The 20,785-nt window shown below is 65.8% G+C and carries 17 protein-coding genes; 15 read left to right on the forward strand and 2 right to left on the reverse strand.

The genetic code is table 11. The annotated features are described in order from the left end of the window. Window positions 1-29: 29 nt before the first annotated feature. From ccoN to ccoS, 8 genes are all read left to right on the forward strand, one after another. Window positions 30-1,682, forward strand: coding sequence for a cytochrome-c oxidase, cbb3-type subunit I (gene ccoN, locus AAA969_RS05450; protein WP_338244414.1), 1,653 nt, complete (start codon window positions 30-32; stop codon window positions 1,680-1,682). Window positions 1,683-1,691: 9 nt separating this feature from the next. Further along, complete coding sequence (gene ccoO, locus AAA969_RS05455) at window positions 1,692-2,450, forward strand: cytochrome-c oxidase, cbb3-type subunit II (RefSeq protein ID WP_338244417.1); 759 nt, start codon at window positions 1,692-1,694, stop codon at window positions 2,448-2,450. Between the two features lie 4 nt (window positions 2,451-2,454). Beyond that, entirely contained in the window at window positions 2,455-2,652 is a 198-nt protein-coding gene (locus tag AAA969_RS05460) for a cbb3-type cytochrome c oxidase subunit 3 (RefSeq protein ID WP_338244419.1), read from the forward strand. Next, entirely contained in the window at window positions 2,639-3,562 is a 924-nt protein-coding gene (gene ccoP, locus AAA969_RS05465; RefSeq protein WP_338244421.1) for a cytochrome-c oxidase, cbb3-type subunit III, read from the forward strand. The genes AAA969_RS05460 and ccoP overlap by 14 nt, the downstream gene beginning before the upstream one ends. 65 nt (window positions 3,563-3,627) lie before the next feature. Continuing rightward, window positions 3,628-5,085, forward strand: a complete 1,458-nt coding sequence (gene ccoG, locus AAA969_RS05470; RefSeq protein WP_338244423.1) for a cytochrome c oxidase accessory protein CcoG — start codon at window positions 3,628-3,630, stop codon at window positions 5,083-5,085. Then, window positions 5,085-5,555 (forward strand): FixH family protein, encoded by a 471-nt coding sequence (locus AAA969_RS05475; protein WP_338244425.1) that lies wholly within the window; start codon window positions 5,085-5,087, stop codon window positions 5,553-5,555. The genes ccoG and AAA969_RS05475 overlap by 1 nt, the downstream gene beginning before the upstream one ends. Then, window positions 5,543-7,738: a heavy metal translocating P-type ATPase gene (locus tag AAA969_RS05480; RefSeq protein ID WP_338244427.1), complete on the forward strand. Its 2,196-nt coding sequence runs from the start codon at window positions 5,543-5,545 to the stop codon at window positions 7,736-7,738. The genes AAA969_RS05475 and AAA969_RS05480 overlap by 13 nt, the downstream gene beginning before the upstream one ends. Next, on the forward strand, window positions 7,738-7,914 hold the full coding sequence (gene ccoS / locus AAA969_RS05485) for a cbb3-type cytochrome oxidase assembly protein CcoS (RefSeq protein WP_338244429.1): 177 nt from the start codon (window positions 7,738-7,740) through the stop codon (window positions 7,912-7,914). The genes AAA969_RS05480 and ccoS overlap by 1 nt, the downstream gene beginning before the upstream one ends. Window positions 7,915-7,937: 23 nt before the next feature. Here the strand turns inward: ccoS and AAA969_RS05490 are convergent, their stop codons facing one another. Beyond that, window positions 7,938-8,684 (reverse strand): DUF2189 domain-containing protein, encoded by a 747-nt coding sequence (locus tag AAA969_RS05490; protein ID WP_338244431.1) that lies wholly within the window; start codon window positions 8,682-8,684, stop codon window positions 7,938-7,940. A 178-nt stretch (window positions 8,685-8,862) separates the two neighbouring features. Here AAA969_RS05490 and AAA969_RS05495 point away from each other — a divergent pair, with 178 nt between their 5' ends. The 5 genes from AAA969_RS05495 to AAA969_RS05515 all read left to right on the forward strand — a co-directional run bounded on the left by AAA969_RS05495 (window position 8,863) and on the right by AAA969_RS05515 (window position 18,407). After that, window positions 8,863-9,576 (forward strand): sulfite exporter TauE/SafE family protein, encoded by a 714-nt coding sequence (locus AAA969_RS05495; protein WP_338244433.1) that lies wholly within the window; start codon window positions 8,863-8,865, stop codon window positions 9,574-9,576. Between the two features lie 140 nt (window positions 9,577-9,716). Further along, on the forward strand, window positions 9,717-14,582 hold the full coding sequence (locus tag AAA969_RS05500; protein ID WP_338244435.1) for an alpha-2-macroglobulin family protein: 4,866 nt from the start codon (window positions 9,717-9,719) through the stop codon (window positions 14,580-14,582). 2 nt (window positions 14,583-14,584) lie between these two features. Continuing rightward, complete coding sequence (gene pbpC, locus AAA969_RS05505; protein ID WP_338244437.1) at window positions 14,585-16,648, forward strand: penicillin-binding protein 1C; 2,064 nt, start codon at window positions 14,585-14,587, stop codon at window positions 16,646-16,648. Window positions 16,649-16,741: 93 nt separating this feature from the next. Continuing rightward, window positions 16,742-17,263: a hypothetical protein gene (locus tag AAA969_RS05510; RefSeq protein ID WP_338244439.1), complete on the forward strand. Its 522-nt coding sequence runs from the start codon at window positions 16,742-16,744 to the stop codon at window positions 17,261-17,263. Window positions 17,264-17,330: 67 nt separating this feature from the next. After that, window positions 17,331-18,407 carry an isoaspartyl peptidase/L-asparaginase family protein gene (locus AAA969_RS05515; protein ID WP_338244441.1) on the forward strand — a complete coding sequence of 359 codons (1,077 nt, stop codon included), beginning with the start codon at window positions 17,331-17,333 and terminating at the stop codon, window positions 18,405-18,407. Between the two features lie 27 nt (window positions 18,408-18,434). Here the strand turns inward: AAA969_RS05515 and AAA969_RS05520 are convergent, their stop codons facing one another. Continuing rightward, window positions 18,435-19,343 carry a LysR family transcriptional regulator gene (locus AAA969_RS05520; protein ID WP_338244443.1) on the reverse strand — a complete coding sequence of 303 codons (909 nt, stop codon included), beginning with the start codon at window positions 19,341-19,343 and terminating at the stop codon, window positions 18,435-18,437. A gap of 105 nt (window positions 19,344-19,448) precedes the next feature. Between AAA969_RS05520 and AAA969_RS05525 the strand changes: the two genes are divergently transcribed. Continuing rightward, the gene (locus tag AAA969_RS05525; protein ID WP_338244445.1) at window positions 19,449-19,916 is read left to right on the forward strand and encodes a hypothetical protein; all 468 of its coding nucleotides are present in this window, start codon (window positions 19,449-19,451) and stop codon (window positions 19,914-19,916) included. Between the two features lie 198 nt (window positions 19,917-20,114). Then, window positions 20,115-20,741, forward strand: coding sequence for a carbonic anhydrase (locus AAA969_RS05530; RefSeq protein ID WP_338244447.1), 627 nt, complete (start codon window positions 20,115-20,117; stop codon window positions 20,739-20,741). The last annotated feature ends 44 nt before the right edge of the window (window positions 20,742-20,785 follow it).

A 20,785-nucleotide genomic window follows, 5' to 3' on the forward strand; every position in this document is an offset into this window, starting at 1 on the left:
CGACATACAAAGCCAAGCCGGGGGCGCACATGATATCCGCTCAAGGGCTGAAACGGGCCGGTTCCGACCCCTCTACAGCCATCGTTCTTCTCATCACCGTTCTGGGTGCCATGTGGGCGCTGTTTGCAGCGGCCTATGCACCTGACGCCGCCATGAAGGGTCAGTCGTGGCTGATCCTCGGCGGCTTCCTCACCGGCATCATCCTGCTGGTCGGCGCAATCGCCGGCGGCGGGGTCATCACCGATGAGCGCGAATACAATGAAAACCTCATCAAAGCTGGGGTAATCGCCTCGCTATTCTGGGGTGTGGCCGGTCTGCTGGTCGGCGTTGTGATCGCTTTTCAGCTCGCCTTCCCGGTGCTTAACCTCGAAGATTTCGGCTTTACGAATTTCGGTCGCTTGCGGCCGCTGCATACCTCGGCGGTGATCTTCGCTTTCGGCGGCAATGTGCTGATCGCGACGTCCTTCTATGTCGTCCAGCGTACTTGCCGGACCCGTATCGCGGGCGGCATCTGGCCGTGGTTCGTGTTCTGGGGCTATCAGTTCTTCATCCTGATCGCCGCCTCGGGCTATCTGATCGGGATCACGCAAGGCAAGGAATACGCCGAGCCGGAATGGTATGCGGATATCTGGCTGACCCTGGTCTGGGTGGTTTATCTGCTCGTCTTCCTTGGTACGCTGTGGAAGCGCAAGGAACCACATATCTATGTGGCGAACTGGTTCTACCTCGCTTTTATCGTCACGATTGCCGTCCTGCACGTGATCAACAATCTGTCGATGCCGGTCTCCTGGCTGGGTTCGCGCTCCTACTCGGCCTTTGCCGGGGTGCAGGATGCACTGACCCAGTGGTGGTACGGCCATAACGCGGTCGGCTTCTTCCTGACCGCCGGCTTCCTCGGCATCATGTACTACTTCATCCCCAAGCGGGTGAACCGGCCGGTCTATTCCTACCGCCTGTCGATCATCCACTTCTGGTCGCTGATCTTCATCTACATCTGGGCCGGTCCCCACCACCTGCACTACACGGCGCTGCCGGAATGGGCGCAGACGCTGGGCATGACCTTCTCGATCATGCTGTGGATGCCGTCCTGGGGCGGGATGATCAACGGTCTGATGACGCTGTCGGGCGCCTGGGACAAGCTGCGGACCGATCCGGTCGTGCGCATGCTGGTGATGTCTGTCGCCTTCTACGGCATGTCGACCTTCGAAGGCCCGGTGATGTCGATCCGCGCCGTCAACGCCCTGTCCCACTATACCGACTGGACCATTGGCCACGTGCACTCCGGTGCGCTCGGCTGGGTCGGCTTCGTCTCCTTCGGCGCCCTCTATTGCTTGGTTCCCTGGCTGTGGAAGCGCAAGGGCATGTACTCCAAGGCCCTGGTCGACTGGCACTTCTGGATCGCGACCATCGGCATCCTGCTCTACATCACCTCGATGTGGACCGCAGGCATCCTGCAAGGCCTGTGGTGGCGGACCTACGACGCGCTCGGCTTCTTGGAATACTCCTTCGTGGAGACCGTGGAGGCGATGCATGTCCCCTACATCATCCGGGCTGTCGGTGGCGTACTCTACCTCGTGGGTGCCCTGATCATGGTCTACAATGTCTACCGCACGGTTCGCGGTGATGCGGTCGAGGACGACGAGAATGTTGTCGACCAGCCCGCTCTCGAACCGGCGCAATAGGAGGTCGCAATGTCAGGGAACAAAACCCGCTGGAGCGATCTGCACAAATCGCTCTTCGAAAAGAACTCGCTCATCCTCACGGTCGGCGTTCTGGTCACCGTCTCGATTGGCGGCATCGTCGAGATCGCCCCGCTCTTCTACCTCGACTCAACCATCGAGGAAGTCGAGGGGATGCGGCCCTACACCCCGCTCGAGCAGCTGGGACGGGACATCTATATCCGCGAGGGCTGTTATAATTGTCACTCGCAGATGATCCGCCCGCTGCGCGACGAGGTGGAGCGTTATGGCCACTACTCGCTGGCGGCCGAGAGCATGTATGACCACCCCTTCCAGTGGGGCTCGAAACGGACCGGGCCGGATCTGGCCCGGGTCGGGGGGCGCTATTCGGACGAGTGGCATCGCGATCACCTGCGCCGGCCCCAGGCCGTGGTGCCGGAATCGGTGATGCCGGCCTATCCCTTCCTGGAGACCTCGGAGCTGGCCTTCACCAATGTCGAGGCCAATTTGCGCGCCCTGCGGCGTGTCGGTGTGCCCTATAGCGACGAGATGCTCGCGGCGGCGGTGTCCGATGTGACGACCCAGACCGATCCCTTTGCCGAGGACTATGACGGCTTCCAGGAACGGTATCCTGACGCCGTGATGCGGGACTTCGACGGCAATCCGGACCAGGTGACCGAGCTCGACGCGCTCATCGCCTATCTCCAGGTCCTCGGCACCATGGTGGACTTCTCCACCTATGAGGCCGAAGCCGACGAGAATCTGAGGTAGGGCGATGTACGCGATACTCTCAACCTTCGCCCAGACCTGGGGCCTGCTGATCTTCGTGGCGCTGTTCGGCGCAGCGCTGGTCTATGCCCTGTGGCCGCGCAACCAGGCCCGGTTCGATGCCGCGGCCAGTGCGCCCCTCCTTGACGATGACAAGCCGGCGGCTGCCGCCGAGACTGAGGACGAGACCCATGTCCGAGCATGATCACAACCGCGAAACCGACGCCCATTCGGGCACCGAGACCACCGGCCATGAATGGGACGGCATCAAGGAGCTCGATACGCCCTTGCCGCGCTGGTGGCTGTACATCTTCTACGCCTGTATCGCCTGGGCAGTCGTCTACTGGGTCTTCATGCCGGCCTGGCCGGCCTTGCCGGGCCTGGCCGGGGAGAGCGACCACACCCGCGGTCTGCGCAATCACTCAGAACGCGCCAATGTCGCTGCCGCCCTCGACGAACTGGCGGCCCAGCGCGCGGATGGCTTTGCGGCCCTGGAAGGGGCCTCGATCGCCGAGATCGAGAGCGATCCCCAGTTGCTCGGCTTCGTCCGGGCGGCCGGCGAGGCGTCCTTCGGCGCCAATTGCTCGACCTGCCACGGCGCCGGCGCACAGGGCTTCATCGGCTATCCAAACCTGAATGACGATATCTGGCTGTGGGGCGGGTCCTATGACGATATCCGCACCACGCTGCGGGTGGGCATCCGCTCGGAACACCCCGACACCCGCTTCTCGCAAATGCCGGCCTTCGGTCGCGATGAATTGTTGACGCGGGCCCAGATCGGGGATGTGACCGATTATGTCCTGTCGCTGTCAGGCCAGGCCGGTGATGCTGCGGCGATCACCCGCGGCGAGGCGATCTACCAGGCCCAGTGCGCGAGCTGTCATACCCCGGCCGGCACCGGTGACCGGGCCCAGGGTGCGCCCAGCCTGGTCGATCAGGACTGGCTTTACGGCGGCACGCGTGACCAGATCATGGCCACCATCAATCGTGGACCCTATGGCGTGATGCCTGCCTGGGAATCACGCCTGGATGAAGCCACCATCGATGCGCTCGCGGCTTATGTCTTCCTGCTCGGTGGCGGCGAGGATGCGACAGCTCGTCCCATGGGGGACTAGGTCGCATCGCAACGCCATGAAAGTTCCGGTTTAACCCCGTCATGTCCAATCCAGCCGACAAACGAATGGCCGCGCCGGGGATCTCCCGGTCCAAGGCGGAGGCCGTCAATGCCGCCGAGACCCGCGAGCTCTACAAGAAGCGCGAGCCGATCTATCCCAAGCTCGCGCACGGCAAGTTCCGTTTCGTCAAATGGGTGATCCTGGCGCTGGCCCTGGGGGTGTATTATCTCATCCCCTTCCTGCGCTGGGACCGGGGGCCGGGCGCGCCGGATCAGGCGGTTCTGGTCGATTTTGCCCATGGCCGTTTCTATTTCTTCTTCATCGAGATCTGGCCGCAGGAAATCTACTACATCACCGGCCTGCTGATCATGGCGGCGCTGGGGCTGTTCCTGGCCAGCGCGCTCTTTGGCCGGGTCTGGTGCGGCTACGCTTGTCCGCAGACGGTCTGGACTGATCTCTTCATCATGGTCGAGCGCCTGTTCGAAGGCGACCGCAATGCCCGGATGAAGCTTGACCGTGCGCCATGGAGCCTTGGCAAGGCCTGGCGCAAGGTCGGCAAGCATGCGGTCTGGTTGGTCATCGCCTTTGCCACCGGCGGGGCCTGGATCCTCTATTTCCACGATGCCTGGGACACGCTGGCGCATTTCTTCACCGGCACCGCCGAGCCCTCCGCCTATGTCTTTGCCGGCGTTTTGACCTTCACGACCTACACGCTGGCCGGCACCATGCGCGAGCAGGTCTGCACCTATATGTGCCCCTGGCCGCGCATCCAGGCGGCGATGACCGACCGCGACGCCCTCAACGTCACCTACCGGATCGACCGCGGCGAACCCCGTGGCGCCCACAAGAAGGACGATAGCTGGGACAATCGCGGCGACTGCATTGATTGCAAGCAGTGTGTGGCGGTCTGTCCGATGGGGATCGATATCCGCGACGGCGCGCAGCTGGAATGCATCCAGTGCGCCCTGTGCATCGATGCCTGCGACGATGTGATGGGCAAGGTCGGGCGGCCGACCGGTCTGATCACCTATGAGACTGACGACAATGTGGATCGCTATGTGGCGGGCGAGAAGCCGGTCTACCGCTTCTTCCGGCCCCGGACCATGGTCTATGCGGTGTCGCTGGCCATCGTCTCGGCCCTGATGCTGGGCGCCTTGCTGACGCGGACCGAGCTGGAACTCAATTCGCAGCGCGACCGCAATCCCAATTATGTTCGCCTGTCCGATGGCTCCGTGCGCAATGGCTATACGGTGAATGTCATCAACAAGGCCAACGCGTCCCGGGTGATGAGTCTCGCGGTCGAGGGCGATCCGGCAATCGGTGTCCGCATCCTCGGTGTCGAGGCGGCCAGTCCCGACCAGATCCTGATCGGTCCTGACCGGTCCCAGGATTACGTCGTCTACCTGACCCTGCCGGCGGATGCGATCGATGGCCCGCGCGAGGAAATCGCGTTCCGGGTCACCGATACGGTCACCGGCGAGAGCGCGACCACACCGTCCATGCTGATCACCGGAGCCGAATGATGCGCAACCCCCTCAACCCGCTGCGTGGCTGGCACGTTCTGGTGATGATCATTGCCTTCTTCTCGGTGACCATCGGGGTCAATGCGACCTTCATCACGCTGGCCCTGCGCACCCATCCGGGCGAGGACGTTCCGCGCTCCTATGTCCAGGGGCTCAGTTACAATGACACGTTGGATCGCCGCCGGGCCCAGGAAGCGCTGGGCTGGACCGCACGCGTCAACCTGGTCGACCGCAACATCCTCGTGGCCATCGCGGCCGAGGACGGGGCCCCCATCAGCGGGTTGAACCTCGCCGGCACGCTGGTCCATCACGCCGATACCTCCCGCGACTGTCCGCTGGTATTCGCGGAATCCCGCCCCGGCGTGTATGCTGTCGCCTTGGCGTGCGGGGGGCGCGGTGACTGGCGACTCGAGGCGCACACCGTCGAGGGTCCCCCTTTCGAAATGGTCAGTGAATTATGGCTTCCCTAGATCTTGCGACGACTGGCGCGGCCTATCCGGGCGGCGCTGACCCGCAGGCTTTCGTCCGATCACACGACGGCGTGTCCCGGCTCGATCTCATCGTGCGGGGGGCAACCTGCGCCGGCTGTATTGCGCGTATCGAGGGCGGGCTGAAAGCGGATGAGCGGGTCGCCGAGGCCCGGCTCAACCTCTCGACCGGACGGCTCGCCCTGAGCTGGCGCGGGGGGGGGGCGCTGGCGTCGCACTATGTCCGCCTGCTCGGTCGCCTCGGCTATCCGGCCACGCCCTATGAACCCGAGGGCAACGCCAACCCCAATCGTGACGAGGAAAAGCGCCTCTTGCGCGCGATGGCCGTTGCCGGCTTCGCGATGATGAATGTCATGCTGCTATCGGTATCGGTCTGGTCCGGCGGGCTGGAAATGACCGACGCAACCCAGGCGCTGATGCACCGCATTTCCGCGCTGATTGTCCTGCCCGCAGCCGCCTATGCCGGACAGCCTTTCTTCCGCTCGGCCTTTGCGGCTCTGCGCAGCGGGCACGTCAATATGGATGTGCCGATCTCGCTCGCCGTGCTGCTGGCCTGTGGCCTGTCTGTCTGGGAGACCTTCATCGGTCACGGCCAGACCTATTACGACGCCGCGGTGATGCTGCTCTTCTTCCTGCTGATTGGTCGTTTCCTCGACATGCGCCTGCGGGCCCGGGCCGGTGATGCCGCTCGTGGCCTGGCTGCGATGCAGGCGGCGACCGCAAACCTGCTCGAGGCCGATGGCCGCATCCGCGCCATTCCGGCCCGCGATGTGAAGGCCGGCGATCATCTCGTGCTCGCTGCCGGTGACCGTGTTCCGGTCGATGCCCGGATCCTGGAAGGCGAGGGCGCGCTGGACGGTTCTCTTGTGACCGGTGAGACCGCTCCGGTGACCGCCAGGCCGGGGCTGGACGTTTTCTCCGGCATGCTCAATCTCGACGGCAAGCTGGTGCTCGAAGCGCGCAGCGATCGTGACAATTCCCTTCTGTCCGAGATCACCCGCCTCGTTGAAGCCGGCGAACAGTCGCGTTCGCGCTATGTGAAGCTGGCGGATCGGGCGGCCCGGCTCTACGTGCCGGTAGTGCATGGCCTGGCGGCGCTGACCCTGGTCGGCTGGCTGGTCATCGGGGGCGAGGCGCGTCCCGCCATCATCAATGCCATTGCGGTCCTCATCATCACCTGCCCCTGCGCGCTGGGGCTGGCCGTGCCGGCCGTCCAGGTCGTCGCCTCGGGCCGGCTCTATCGCGAAGGTGTTCTGGTCAAGTCCGGCGACGCCATGGAACGCTTTGCCGAGGTCGACACCGTGGTCTTCGACAAGACCGGCACCCTGACCGAAGGGCGTCCGCGGCTGGTCAATCAGGACAGTTTGCCCGAGGGCGCGCTGGAGCAGGCCGCCCGGCTGGCGCGAACCAGTCGCCACCCGCTTTCGCGCGCGATTGCCGACGCCGCGGGCATGGGTGATGCGGCGGCCGACGTCCGGGAAGTTCCCGGTGGCGGGCTCGAGGCCCGCGTCGATGATCTGTTGATCCGCTTCGGCGCGGCCCGCTGGCTCGGCATCGAGGCCAAGAGCGATCCGCACAGCGAGTCCTGGCTGCAGGTCGGTGAGGCGGAGCCGGTCCGTTTCTGTTTCGAGGACCGTTTGCGGGCCTATGCAGAAGCCGTCATCGCCGGCCTTCGGGCCCGCGATTGCCGGGTCGTTTTGCTGTCGGGCGACCGGACCGGTCCGGTTGAACAGGTTGCCGCGCAACTGGGTATCGAGGACTGGCATGCCGAGATGCATCCGCAGGACAAGATCGCCCGTCTCGAGGCGCTGAAAGCCGACGGCGCCGTGGTGGCGATGATCGGTGACGGGATCAATGATGCCCCGGCGCTCGCGGCGGCCCATGTCTCGGTATCGCTGGCCTCGGCCGCCGAGATCTCGCAGGCCGCGGCCGATTTCGTGTTGCAGGGTGACAAGCTGGCGGCCTGTCTCGTCACGCTCGACGTCTCGCGCGGGGCCCGTCGCCGGGTGCTGGAGAATTTCGGACTGGCTGCAGCCTATAATGCGATTGCGGTGCCGATGGCGGTGGCAGGTCTGGTCACGCCCATGATCGCGGCCATCGCCATGTCGGCCTCGTCCATCCTGGTTACGCTGAACGCGCTGCGCCTGGCGCGAAGGAGAGGCTGATGTCGGTCCTGATCTGGCTTATCCCTGTCGCGCTTGCCATGGGCGCGCTCGGCCTTGTCGGCTTCCTGTGGAGCCTGCGCAACGGCCAGTATGACGACATGGATGGCGCTGCCCAGCGTATCCTGATGGATGATGACGCACCCTTGCCGCCCAAGCGCGAGCAGGACGCCGACTAGCCGTATCTGACGCCTCCGGACCGTCAGGCCGGCGGAAGGAAGTCGCGATAGGCGTGCCAGGTCGCCAGTGCGATCCAGGGGAAGGCGACGGCGATACCAATGCCGAACAGCGCGCTGCCGGCGCCCATGACAAAAGCAATCAGCCAGGCCCAGGTCAGCATCACGAACGGCTGGGTCATGACTGCCTTGAAGCTTGTCGCCAGCGCCGTGATGGCATCAATGTCGCGGTCGACGAGGAGCGGAAAGGATAGCGCCGATATGGCGAAGGCCAGGGTCGCCAGCGCGGCGCCGAACACCGTGCCGACGGTCAACAGGGTCAGGCCCGCACTGTCCGTCAGAAGGTAGTTCAGGAAGGCGGGGGCCTCGAGTGGGCTGTCCGGCGCAAGCACGACAAGCAGGATCTGGGCGACCCGGAACCAGAGCAGGAGCAGCAGGGCCAGCAGGATGCTGAGAAATCCGATTTGCGAGATGCGGTCGGGAAAGCGCGAGATGATGACCCGGAAACGGGGTGTCTCGCCGCGCTCCAGCGCCCGGCTGACCTGATAGATACCGACTGCGAAGGCGGGGGCAATCAGGGCAAATCCGCTCAGTGCCACAGGGATGGAGGAGGACAGGCCGGTTGCCTTCAGACCGAGGATGATGATCGCGCCGATCAGCACGAAAATGCCGCCATAGGTCAGGCTGACCCGCGGCGCCCGCATGAGGTCCTGCCACCCGGCTCGCAGCCATTTCCAGGGGGCGTCGCGGCGGACATGGTTGAGTGTCATCATGATGGTCTCCCCGATCGTTCTGCGTCGCCCGGTCCGGGTTCGACGTGGCCGGCCTGCATTGCGGCTCTGTTGAGGACCAGTGTGGCCCGGCTTTGCGTCACTACGCCACACTTTTTTTGTGGCCTTCCCGCCTGCATGACAGTGGCCTGATCGCCACCTGTCTGGCAAGGATGCCGGAATGACCACGACCGCACTTTCCGAGCTCAGCCTGGCAGGCGGTGTTCTGGCCGGTTTCGCGTCCAGCCTGCACTGCGTCGGCATGTGCGGCGGCATCGCGGCCAGCCTGACCATGACCTTGTCGCCCTCCGCTGGCAATGCTGATCGAATCCGGACCCTGATGCTGGCACAGCTGGGCCGGATCATCGCCTACACAGCGGCAGGGGCCGTGCTCGCGGCAATCGGTTCGCAAGTCTATTTCGGTTTCGATCGCGGCGAGGCGCATCAGGTGTTGCGTTGGGTTGGCGCGTCGGTCCTCGTCTATATCGGACTGTCCGTGCTCGGCTGGGCGCCAAGCCTGGCGGGGCTGGATCGGGTCGGGCAGCGCGTGCAGGCCTTTGCCGGCGCGCGCCTGGGCGGGGGGCTGCAGGCGGGCAGCCCGCTTCTCGCGGGGCTGGTCTGGGGACTGCTTCCCTGCGGCATGGTCTATGCCGCGCTCTTCTACGCCTTGTTGTCCGGCGGACCGGTTTCGGGCGGCCTGATCATGCTGGGTTTTGGTCTGGGAACACTGCCTGCCGTCACGGCAGCGGCCTTTGGCATGAGCCGGTTCATGGGGCTGGCCCGGTCGACGGGTACACGCTGGCTGGTCGGCGGCCTGATTATTGTGCTGGGCTTCGCCTCGGCGGCCATTCCCTGGCGCCATATCGCGGCGCTGTGCGGCCTGCCATCGGGCTGAGACCGGCTGTGAGCGGTTCGGTTGCGCCGGTCGGCGCTGCCCGCGCCACCAAAAAACCCTAATATTTCGCAAGGTTTGTGAGTGCTTTCACGCGCGCCTTGGCCTATGCTGTCGATCACGTCGACAGGGGAGAACGGGTGATGGCAAAACGGTATTCGATCTGGCTTGCGGGCGCGCTTGCCCTGGCAGTCGCAGCCTGCTCCGGCGGATCCGACACGGTCACCGAGTCGGGGCCACAGCTGGAAACCCGGGCCGCCGATGCACCCCGCGCCGAGGCCACCACGTCGAGCCAGTTCGCCTTCCTGCGCTATTCCATCGAGGTCGATGCTGATGCGCCGCGCCTGTGTCTCGGTTTCACCCAGCCGCTTGATCCGGCGACCGATTATGCCTCCTACGTCGCCATCTCGCCGACCCGTCCCATCGCCCTGGATGCCGACGGTCAGACCCTGTGCATTGGCGGTCTGGGCTTTGGTGACGGTCAATCGGTCACCCTGCGCGCCGGTTTGCCGGCGGCCAGTGGCGACGGCCTGCTCGTCGATGAGACCATCGAGATCGATTTCGGGGATCGCCCCGCCTATGTCGGCATCGCCGGCGATGGCGTGATCCTGCCGCGCCTCGACGCCGACGGGCTCGCCATCGAAACCGTCAATGTCGACACCGTCGCGGTGACCCTGCGCCGGATCAATGACCGGGCACTGGCGTTCCGTTCAATCACGTCCGGCGCCAATATCGCGGCGGGCGAGTATTACTGGTCGGACCAGGACGAGGATCCGGACGCGGTCGGCGAGATCATCTGGCGCGGCGAAATGGATACCGCCGGAGCGCTGAACACGCCGGTCACCACCGTATTCCCGATTGCCCAGGCGATCGGAACCCTGACACCGGGCGCCTATCACATCACTGTTGTCGACGCCGCAGAGGCCGATAATGACACCCGCAATCCGGCTCGTGCCAATCGCTGGCTGGTCATCACCGATCTGGCCCTGACCGCCTATCGCGGCAATGACGGTGTCGACTTTATGGTGCGCTCGCTGCAGACCGCCCAGCCTGCCGCCAATGTTCGGGTCGAGCTGATCGCCCGCTCCAATGAAGTGCTGGGCAGCGTCATGACCGATGCCAGTGGCCGGGCCCGTTTCGACGGCCCTCTGACCCGCGGCGAAGGCCCGATGGCGCCGCGTCTGCTGACCGCCTACGGTCCGGACAATGATTTTGCCGTGCTGGATTTCCAGCGCAATCCGGTCGACCTGTCCGGTCTGGACACCTCGGGGCGTCAGCGCCCCGATGGCGCTGACGGGTTTGTCTATCTCGACCGGGGCATCTACCGCCCCGGCGAAGCGGTGCAGGTCTCGGCCCTGGTCCGCGATGCCGAAGCGCTCGCGATCACCGACCGGCCGATTGACCTTACCGTGTTCGGTCCCAACGGGATCGAGGCGGCCAATGTCCGCTTCCCGGCCGCACCGGATGCCGGCGGTGTCAGTTGGACCTGGGATATCCCGCGGTCGGCCGCGCGTGGCGAATGGCGCATCGTTGCCGATGTCGATGGCTATGGCCGTGTCGGCCAGGTCCGCTTCTCGGTCGAGGACTTCGTGCCGCAACGTGTCGGTCTGACGCTCGACGGCGATGACGAGACCCCGATCCGGGCCGGCGAGGCGCGCGACATCGAGGCCAATGTCCGCTTCCTCTATGGCGCTCCCGGTGCCGGTCTGGTGGTCGAGGGGCGTGTCCGCATCGAGACCGACCCGAGCCCGTTTGCCGACTATCCCGACTTCCGCTTCGGCCGCAGTGACGAACCCTTCCGCGAGTTCACCAGCGATCTTGCCGACACCGTCGCCGATGGTGCCGGGCGCGCTGTGCAGACAATTGAGCTGGGCCAGGCTGGTCGCGATGCGAGCCAGCCTCTGCGCGTTCGTGCCGTGATCTCGGCAATTGAACCGGGTGGCCGTCCGGTTGCCGATGACCTGCGCATTCCGTATCGGCCTGCCGATCTCTATCTCGGCCTCAAGCCGCAATTTGACGGCCGTGCAGAACGCAATAGCGAGACCGCGATCGACGTGGTGGCGCTGGACCCGTCCGGCGCCCTTGTGGCGGCCTCGCTGGACTGGCAGCTGGTCCGCGTGGACTGGCAGTATGACTGGTATCGCGTGGGAGATGGACGCTGGCAATGGCGTCGCACCCGCGAGATCGTGCCGATCGAGCAGGGTGTGGTGACCGGTGCGCTGGATGGCCCGACGCGGATCGGTATCCGCGCGCTCGACTGGGGCAGCTATCGCCTTGTCGTCACGCACGCCGAAACCGGCCAGGATGCCTCGACCGACTTCTGGGTCGGCTGGGGATCAACCGCCGAAGCGGGTAGCGAAGCCCCGGACCGGGTCGCCCTGTCGACCCCGGACACGCCGACCGCGGTCGGTCAGCAGGTCACGCTCAGCCTGTTGCCGCCTTATGCGGGTGAGGCCGAGATCGTGATCGCCAGTGACCATGTCATCGAGACCCGTTCGGTCAGCATTCCCGAAAACGGTATGGAGCTGTCCTTCCAGGTGACCGAGGAATGGGGGGCGGGCGCCTACGCCATGGTCTCGCTCTTCACTCCGCGTCATCCGGTTGACCAGCCGGCACCGCGCCGGGCTGTCGGGATCGCCTATCTGCCGGTCGATATGGGCCGGCGCACCTTTGAGCTCTCGCTCGACGCGCCGGAGCGGATCCGCCCGCGCCAGACCTTCGATCTGGGTGTCACGCTGGACGGACCGGTTCGTGAGGGGGCGTGGCTCACTGTTGCTGCGGTTGACGAGGGCATTCTCGCCCTGACCCGCTTTGCCTCTCCGGATCCGGTCGACTGGTTCTTTGGTCAGTCGGCGCTGGATGTGGACCTATACGATGATTACGGGCGTCTGCTCGATCCCAATCAGGGCGCAGCCGCAGCGGTGCGCTCGGGGGGCGACCAGATTGGCGGCGCCGGTCTGACCGTGGTGCCGACCCGCACTGTGGCGCTGTTCTCCGGACCGGTTGCCGTTGACCGCAATGGTCGGGCCACCGTCAGTCTTGATATCCCCGACTTCAACGGCGAGCTGCGTCTGATGGCGGTCGCCTGGAGCGCCAGCGGTGTCGGCGGGCTGTCGCAACCCCTGACCGTTCGCGACGATGTTCCGGCCGAACTGATCCTGCCGCGCTTCCTCGCTCCGGGGGATGTCTCGACCGCCACGCTGACCATCGACAATGTCGACGGACCGGCGGGGGATTATGTCACCACGGTGAGCGCCGAGGGCGCGGTGTCGGCGATGAATACCGACACCATTCCTCTGGCTCAGGGCGAACGAGCCGATCGGCGCTATGCGCTGTCTGGCGAGGATGCCGGTATCGGATCGGTCGGCCTCGATGTCGACGGTCCCGGTGATTTCGTGGTCGGGCGCAGCTATCCGATCGAGGTTCGGTCGGCCTGGCTGCCGTCATCGACGGTGATCCGCGGTCGCCTGTTGCCGGGGGAAAGCTGGACTTTGGGTTCGGACGCGCTGGCCGCCTATCTGCCGGGCAATTCCGATGTCACGCTCAGCTTCTCGCCCACCCCGCTTGACGAAGATGCGCTGCTGCGCTCGCTCGACCGCTACCCTTATGGCTGTACCGAGCAGATCACCAGCCGGGCCCTGCCGCTGCTGATGGCAGACCCGCTGGCCTCTGCTGCAGGTGTCGAAGGGATCGAGGGCAGCCGAGCGATCATCCAGGACGCGATTGCGACCCTGCTCAATCGCCAGGCGAATGACGGCGCGATCGGACTGTGGCGGATCGGTGATCGCGACAGCCGCTCCTGGATCGGGGCTTATGCCGTCGATTTTCTCGGCCGGGCCAAGGCCGCTGGCTATACGGTGCCGGACGCTGCCCTCGAGCGCGCCTATGGTGTGCTCGAGCACATCGCGGCGCAGGAGTCCTGGCGCGCCAGCGGCTATGACAGCGACATCTATGTGTGGCGTGGTCAGACCGATACCGCCGAGCGCCTGTCGGATCGCAGCGCCGCCTATGCGCTCTATGTGCTGGCTCGTGCCGGGCGGGTCGATCGCTCGCGCCTGCGCTATATGCACGATGAACGTCTCGATCAGATCGACAGTCCGCTTGCCCTGGCCCAGCTGGGCGCTGCGCTTCACCTGATTGGTGACCGGGCGCGCTCGCAGAGCGCGTTTGACGCGGCCGAGGCGGCGATCGGTTATGAGAACCCGGGTGACTGGTATCAGTCCTCGCGTCGCGATCTCGCTGGTCTGGTCGCCTATGCGGCAGAAGTCGGTGATGCCGACCGCGTCGCGCGGCTGGCGGAACGCGTCGTGGCAGACCTGCCCGAACCGGCCCGCCTGACCACCCAGGAGAAGGCCTTCCTGCTGATGGCAGCCCAGGGCCTGTCCGGCGGGGCCGACGCGATTGTCATCGACAGTCCGCTCAGTGCGGTGGATGGCGAGCGTCCGGTCTTCCGTATCGCGCCCGACATGCTGGATGAACCGCTTGTCTTCACCACGTCCGGTACAGGCCCGGTCTGGGTGACGCAGCTGGCTCATGGCGAGAACCGGCAGTCGCCCGGTGAGGCCGCGGAAGGATTGTCGGTGCAAAAGCGCGTTCTGGCGCTCGACGGCAGCCCGGTGGATCTGGAAGCCCTGATCCAGGGTGACCGCCTGATGATCGACATCACGATCTCGCCGCATGAGCAACGCCTGATCCCGGCCATTCTGGTCGATCTCCTGCCGCCCGGCTTCGAGATCGAGGCAGAGATCGAGCCTGGCGATGCTGCGCCGCGCGGGCCTTATGACTGGCTGGGCACTGTGGTTTCGCCGTCGATGAGCGAGACCCGCGATGACCGCTACGCCGCGGCCCTCGATCTGACCCAGCGTCGCCCGCGCCGCCTGGCCTATATTGTCCGCGCCGTGACGCCAGGGACCTACACCCTGCCCGGGGCCGTCGTGGAGGACATGTATCGCAGTGATGTCTACGCCCGCTCGGAAACCCGTCGCATCGTGATCGCACCGCGCGACTGATCATGTTCGGACTGGGGCGGTCATACTGGCTCATCCTGACGCCACTGGTCGCTCTGGTCGGCCTGCTGGCGCTGGACCGGGCCTTGCCGCCGCCTTTGCCGGCGCCGGGGGCGGTGTCGGCGGTGGTGCGCGATCATGAGGGGCAGGTCTTGCGGGCCTTCCCGGTCGAGGGCGGGCGCTGGCGTTTGCCGGCTGATCTGGACACGCTCGACCCGGATTTCGTGACTGCGCTTCTGGCCTATGAAGACGAGCGCTTCTTCCGGCATTGGGGTGTTGACCTGCCGGCGCTTGTGCGCGCCAGCCGGGACAGCCTGATGGCGGGGCGAATCGTTTCCGGCGGGTCGACCATCACCATGCAGCTGGCCCGGCTGATCGAGCCGCGCGACCGGACCTTCGGTGCGAAGCTGATCCAGATGGCCCGGGCGTTTCAGCTTGAGCTGCGGCTGAGCAAGCCGGAGATCCTTGAGCTCTATCTCACGCTCGCCCCCTATGGCGGCAATCTTGAAGGGGTAAGGGCGGCGAGCTGGGCCTATTTCGGACGCGAGCCGAACGATCTCACCATAGACCAGATCGCCATGTTGATTGCCTTGCCGCAATCGCCCGAGGCGCGGCGTCCGGACCGTCGTCCGGACAATGCCGTGCGTGCCCGCAGTCGCGTGCTCGACCGGTTGGCCAGTGTTGGCCTGGCCCGGGCGAGTGCCGCCGCGGAGGCTGCCGCAGATCCGGCACCCGGGCGGGGGGCCTTCCCCTCCGACGCCTGGCATGTCGCCGACAGTCTGCGCCGGGCGCGCCCGGAGGCTCGCGACCACGTCTCGACCATTGACCGACGTCTCCAGCTCATGTTGCAGGACAGCCTTGCCGCAGAGGTTTCCCAGACTGATGAGGCCGTCCAGTTTGCAGCGCTGATCATCGAGACCGGGAGCCGGTCCGTGCGTGCCCTCGCGGGCTCGGCGAGCCGGTCGAGGCCGGGCGGCTGGATCGATCTGACGGACCGGCCCCGCTCGCCTGGCTCGACGCTGAAACCTTTCATCTACGGCATGGCCTTTGACGACGGGATCGCGGCGCCGGGGACACGCATCGCTGACCTTCCGCGCCGGTTCTCGGGCTATCAGCCGGACAATTTCGACCGCCGCTTCCGGGGCGATGTGACGATAGCGGAAGCGCTGCAGCATTCCCTGAACATTCCCGCCGTCACGACGCTCGACGGTGTCGGCGCGCGCCGCTTCAATGCAGCGCTGGGCTTTGCCGGCGCCAGTCCGCTGCGGCCGCGCCAGGCCGGGCAGGACAGTGGTCTCGCGGTGGCCTTGGGTGGCGCCGGCCTGACCGTGCGCCAGGTCGGCACGCTCTACGCAGCCCTCGGTGATGGTGGCGCTGCGCGGCCGCTGGTCTGGTTCGAGGACGAGCTGGCCGCGGAGCAGGAACCGGTCGGTGAGTTCCGGATCCTGTCAGCGGAATCCGCCGCGGACATTCTTACCGTTCTGCGCCGGGCCCCTCATCCGGGTGGACGGATGCCGGCCGTGCTGGCCCGCAATGCACCCGATATCGCCTTCAAGACCGGAACGTCCTACGGGTTTCGCGATGCCTGGGCTGCCGGTGTCGCCGGCCGTTACACGATCGTGGTCTGGTCCGGTCGCGCCGATGGCGCCCCGCGAGAAGGGGTGACGGGACGCGAGGCGGCGCTGCCCGTATTGTTCCGCCTCGCGGACGGGATCAGCCAGCTCGAGCCGGATGCGGATATGGAGGTCGACAGCCTCGAGGCGCTCGATGCGCAGACACCGCAGACGATGACGGAGTTTCGTCAGGACGCCGCGCCGCACATCCTGTTTCCGCCGGACGGCGCCGAGGTCTGGTCAGACCGGGCCGGGCGCGGCTTCATTCTCGCCGCCCAGGCACCGGGCCCGGTGCGCTGGTATGCCGATGGCGCTGCGGTTCCCGTCAATGTGCTGGGCGAACCGGTCTGGGTGCCTCCGGGGCCGGGCTTCTACGCCGTCAGCGCCGTCGATGAGCGTGGTCGCGCATCCCGGGTCCGGGTCAGGGTCCGTGGGGCTGCGCCGCGCGGGGACTGAGCCGCAGGCGCGCCGCACGCTCTTGTGATCGCCTTGTGTCCGGACAATCCGGCCGTCATCGCCTAGTGTGCCCGCCTCAGGAGAGGACGCGTCATGCTGGCAATGCTCGTGATGTCCCTGGCCGTTGCGCTCGGCTTGGTGGGTGAAGGAGAGGACCGGGTTATCGGGCGCAGCACCGATTTCCATACCAGCCTCATCGCGCTGTCGGGTTCTGACTTCCACGGTTTGCAGATCACGGTTCGCAACCATCGGCCCTGTCAGGTCCGCGCCTTCTTCCAGGACGCACCGCCCCGGGCCGCACAGTATTGTTCCGGTCGCGTCACCCGCCGTCATATGGCCGATGCCGGGCTGGCGCGGCTGGGGCCGGGCGAACGGGTCAACGGAATTGCCGCCTGTCTGGCCGAGAACGAGCGAATTGGCGCCGTCCGGCTGTACGCGTTTTCCGATGAGGCCGTCACGGCGCGAGCGGGAGCGTGCATGACCGAGTTTCGGACGGTCTGGTGCCCGCGCGGCTGGACGGTTCAGGGCCTGCAGCTCTATTTCGACCGCCCGGCAGGCGGGCTCTCGCATGCCAGCCTGGTCGGTCTGCGGCCACTTTGCGTCCAGTCGGCCTGATCGACCCTCTTGCCAGCACCGCGCGCGCGCGGGAACCTGCTGCCAAACCTGAGGGGAGACTGACATCATGCTGCGTTATCTGATCCCGGCCGCTCTGGCGGCCAGTCTTGGCGGTCTGGCACCGTCTGCCGACGCCCAGTCCGAAGCACCGTCGCAGGGGCATTGGGCACTCGTGGTTCACGGTGGCGCCGGTGTGATCGAGCGCGGCGCAATGACGCCGGACCGTGAAGCCGAGTACCGTGCGGCCATGGCTGCCGCATTGAGCCGCGGCGAGGCTGTCCTCGAGTCCGGCGGGACGTCTCTCGACGCGATCGAGGCGGTCATCCACGGCATGGAAGACGATGTCCTGTTCAATTCCGGACGCGGGGCGGTCTTCACGGCCGCCGGTCGCAATGAGCTTGACGCCTCGATCATGGACGGCGCGACCCTGAGCGCTGGCGCCGTGGCCGGTGTCACCCAGGTCCGTCATCCGATATCGCTGGCCCGCGCAGTCATGGATAATTCGCGTCATGTGATGCTGCAGGGCGAGGGTGCCGAGACCTTTGCCCGCGAGCAGGGGCTGGAGATTGTCGAGCCGGCCTATTTCTTCACCGAGCGGCGCTGGGCCGCTCTCGAGCGCACGCTGATCAGCCTCGGGCTCGAGATCCCGCCGCGTCCTGAGGGCGCTCCGGCGCCGACCGGGGTCGATCATGGCGAGCTCGATCGCGATGCCCGCGAGCACCGTTTCGGGACCGTTGGCGTTGTGGCGCTGGACCGGGCCGGTAACATTGCGGCGGGAACCTCGACCGGTGGGACAACCGCCAAGCGGTGGGGTCGGGTTGGCGACAGTCCGATCATCGGCGCGGGAACCTATGCCAGCAATGCCAGCTGCGGCGTGTCTGCCACCGGGACGGGCGAGTTCTTCATCCGCCTGACAGTCGCCAGCCGGATCTGCGCCCTGGTCGAATTCCAGGGTCTGGACCTGCAGGCGGCGGCCGACCAGGTCATCATGGACGAGCTGACGGCCATGGACGGCGATGGTGGCGTTGTGGCGCTGACCCCGCAGGGTGATATCGCCTGGAGCTTCAATACGCCGGGCATGTACCGCGCCCGGCTGAGCGAGGGCGGCGAGCCGGTCATTGCGATCTACGGCGACGAGGGCTGAGACGGGCCCGGACAGGCCCGTGCCTGGCTAGAGGATGGACGGTTCGCCGCGGCTGAAATACGCCGCGTCGGCCTTCATCTGCGCAATGATGTGGTCAAAGGCCGCCCGAACCCGGGCGCTCTTGCGGACAGTTTCGTGCGCCACGACCCAGAGGTCGAGTGAACTTTCGAAATCGGGCAGGATGCGCTCGAGCTCACCGCTGTTGCGGGCGATCCGGTGCGAGGTGACCCCGACGCCAAAACCCGCTTCGAGCCCTTTGACATGGCTGGCCGGGCTGTTGGTCTTGAACGAGACATGCCGCGGCAGGACCGGGGCCCCGGCCTCTGTTGACGGCCACCCGAAATAATCGCCGAGCGACCAGCCGACACCGGAGTGATCGGCGAGATCCTCGACCACGGTCGGTCGGCCGTGCGTCTCCAGATAGGCACGGGAAGCGTACAGGCCTGCGCCGACGGTCGCGCCGCGGCGGCCGACCAGGCTTTGCTGGGTCCCCGGGCCGTTCCAGCGCAGGGCAATGTCGGCTTCGCGATCGGCCAGGTTGGCGGAGTTGTTCTTGATCGTGATGTCGATGCCGATACCCGGGTTGGCGATCTGGAAGCTGACCAGAGCCCGCGGCAACCAGTCAGCGCCCAGGCCCTCGGATGCCGATACCACGACCAGGCCGGACAGGGACTGGTCCTGGGCCATGGCCGCGCGCTCGATAGCCGAGGCTTCGTCGCGCATCCGGGCTGCGTGCGCCGTGACCTTCTGGCCCAGTGGCGTCAGACGGGTCTGACCTTGCTCGCGCTCGAACAGGGGCTCACCGAACCGGGCTTCCAGCGCCTGCAGGCGACGCGTCACAGTGGGTTGGCTGACGCCGAGCTCTTGCGCTGCGGCGGTCAGGCTGCCCGCTTCGGAAACGGCGAGGCAGACGAGATAATCAGACCAGTCATCCATACGAATTTGTATTCTGAGGATGATGATATCGTCAATTCCATTCGCAGAACTTCGTTCTAAAGATAAACAGTGTTTACCGAATTGTTCGCGTCAAAGGGATCGTCCATGCGTACTGTCATCCTTGCGACCGCTTTGGCGGCCGCCATCTCCCCCCTGTCTTTCGCCCAATCCTGCGCCTCCGAGCCGACCATGGCAGGGCACCGCACGGCCAATGGTGCCGTGCGCGCCCAGTACAACGCGGTCGAGCGTGGCGAGTGGGCGAACGTGCTCCACATCGGCGAAGGCCTTGTTGGCGGCGGTCAATCGGCCCGTGACCGCACCGCGACCTATTCCAATCTGTGCGCCGGCTATGCCGCGACCGGAGACACTGACGCCGCAATTGCTGCCTGCGACATGGCCCTTGAGCTGCGCGACAATGCCTGGCGCGCCCTCAACAATCGCGGTGCTGCTCATTGGCTGGCCGGCAATCGTGAGGCCGCCGCGGCCGACTTCCGGGCCGCTGAGGCGGCGTCGTCCGGTGAGGACGAAGTGACCGCCAACCTCGCACTGATCACGTGCACCTCGGCAAGCTGATCCTCCCAGACTGTTTGCATGTTGCACCACCTAGCGGCCGGGACAGGTTTGTCCCGGCCGTTTTTTATGGCGCCGGTCAGGCGGTCCCCGGCACAGGCTGCGGTGTCGGGTTCTAAATGGTTTCGATTGCAACTAAAACGGTATGAACACTGTGACCGGCTGGCTTCTGTCAGCGCGACACTGAGGGGACACGCCAAGATGATCCGCCCGCCTCAGCCCTTGCTGGAGGGGTATCGCGAGTTTCGCCGCGACGCCTACAAAATGCAGCGCGCGCATTATGCAGAGCTGGCCAAGGGACAGAATCCGCACACGCTTATTATTGCCTGCTCCGATAGCCGGGTGGACCCGGCCGTGGTGTTCAACGCCCGGCCCGGCGACCTGTTTGTGGTCCGCAATGTCGCTAACCTGGTGCCGCCGATGGACGATGACGGCGGGCGCCATGGCGTGTCAGCCGCCATCGAGTTCGCGGTCAGCGCACTGAGGGTCGACCATATTGTCGTGATGGGGCATGGCCAGTGCAGTGGCGTGGCAGCCTGCGTTGCCGGCGTTGATACCACCGCGTTCAAGTATCTCGGGCCCTGGCTCGAGCCTCTGGAACCCGCTCGGGCAGAAGTCGTTGCGGGTCATGCCGGCGCGGGTGAAGACGCCTTGTGCGCCGCGCTCGAGCTCAACTCGATCCGGCATTCTCTCGATCGGTTGCACGAGTTTCCCTTTATCGAACAGGCGATCCGCGACCGTGGCCTTGGTCTGCACGGGGCCCGTTTCTCCATCCATGACGGGGTTCTGGAGTGGATGGGGGAAGACGGCCAATTCGATCCGGTCTAGCCTCATTTTCAGGTTCCGGCTCCGTCAGATCCTGATCCGGTCAA

The sequence above is a fragment of the Maricaulis maris genome (assembly GCF_036322705.1).
Taxonomy (GTDB): domain Bacteria; phylum Pseudomonadota; class Alphaproteobacteria; order Caulobacterales; family Maricaulaceae; genus Maricaulis; species Maricaulis maris_B.

Coding starts and splice junctions, on each gene's coding strand:
- ccoN (WP_338244414.1), top strand. CDS start 30: ATGATATCCGCTCAAGGGCTGAAACGGGCCGGTTCCGACCCCTCTACA.
- ccoO (WP_338244417.1), top strand. CDS start 1,692: ATGTCAGGGAACAAAACCCGCTGGAGCGATCTGCACAAATCGCTCTTC.
- AAA969_RS05460 (WP_338244419.1), top strand. CDS start 2,455: ATGTACGCGATACTCTCAACCTTCGCCCAGACCTGGGGCCTGCTGATC.
- ccoP (WP_338244421.1), top strand. CDS start 2,639: ATGTCCGAGCATGATCACAACCGCGAAACCGACGCCCATTCGGGCACC.
- ccoG (WP_338244423.1), top strand. CDS start 3,628: ATGGCCGCGCCGGGGATCTCCCGGTCCAAGGCGGAGGCCGTCAATGCC.
- AAA969_RS05475 (WP_338244425.1), top strand. CDS start 5,085: ATGCGCAACCCCCTCAACCCGCTGCGTGGCTGGCACGTTCTGGTGATG.
- AAA969_RS05480 (WP_338244427.1), top strand. CDS start 5,543: ATGGCTTCCCTAGATCTTGCGACGACTGGCGCGGCCTATCCGGGCGGC.
- ccoS (WP_338244429.1), top strand. CDS start 7,738: ATGTCGGTCCTGATCTGGCTTATCCCTGTCGCGCTTGCCATGGGCGCG.
- AAA969_RS05490 (WP_338244431.1), bottom strand. CDS start 8,684: ATGATGACACTCAACCATGTCCGCCGCGACGCCCCCTGGAAATGGCTG.
- AAA969_RS05495 (WP_338244433.1), top strand. CDS start 8,863: ATGACCACGACCGCACTTTCCGAGCTCAGCCTGGCAGGCGGTGTTCTG.
- AAA969_RS05500 (WP_338244435.1), top strand. CDS start 9,717: ATGGCAAAACGGTATTCGATCTGGCTTGCGGGCGCGCTTGCCCTGGCA.
- pbpC (WP_338244437.1), top strand. CDS start 14,585: ATGTTCGGACTGGGGCGGTCATACTGGCTCATCCTGACGCCACTGGTC.
- AAA969_RS05510 (WP_338244439.1), top strand. CDS start 16,742: ATGCTGGCAATGCTCGTGATGTCCCTGGCCGTTGCGCTCGGCTTGGTG.
- AAA969_RS05515 (WP_338244441.1), top strand. CDS start 17,331: ATGCTGCGTTATCTGATCCCGGCCGCTCTGGCGGCCAGTCTTGGCGGT.
- AAA969_RS05520 (WP_338244443.1), bottom strand. CDS start 19,343: ATGGATGACTGGTCTGATTATCTCGTCTGCCTCGCCGTTTCCGAAGCG.
- AAA969_RS05525 (WP_338244445.1), top strand. CDS start 19,449: ATGCGTACTGTCATCCTTGCGACCGCTTTGGCGGCCGCCATCTCCCCC.
- AAA969_RS05530 (WP_338244447.1), top strand. CDS start 20,115: ATGATCCGCCCGCCTCAGCCCTTGCTGGAGGGGTATCGCGAGTTTCGC.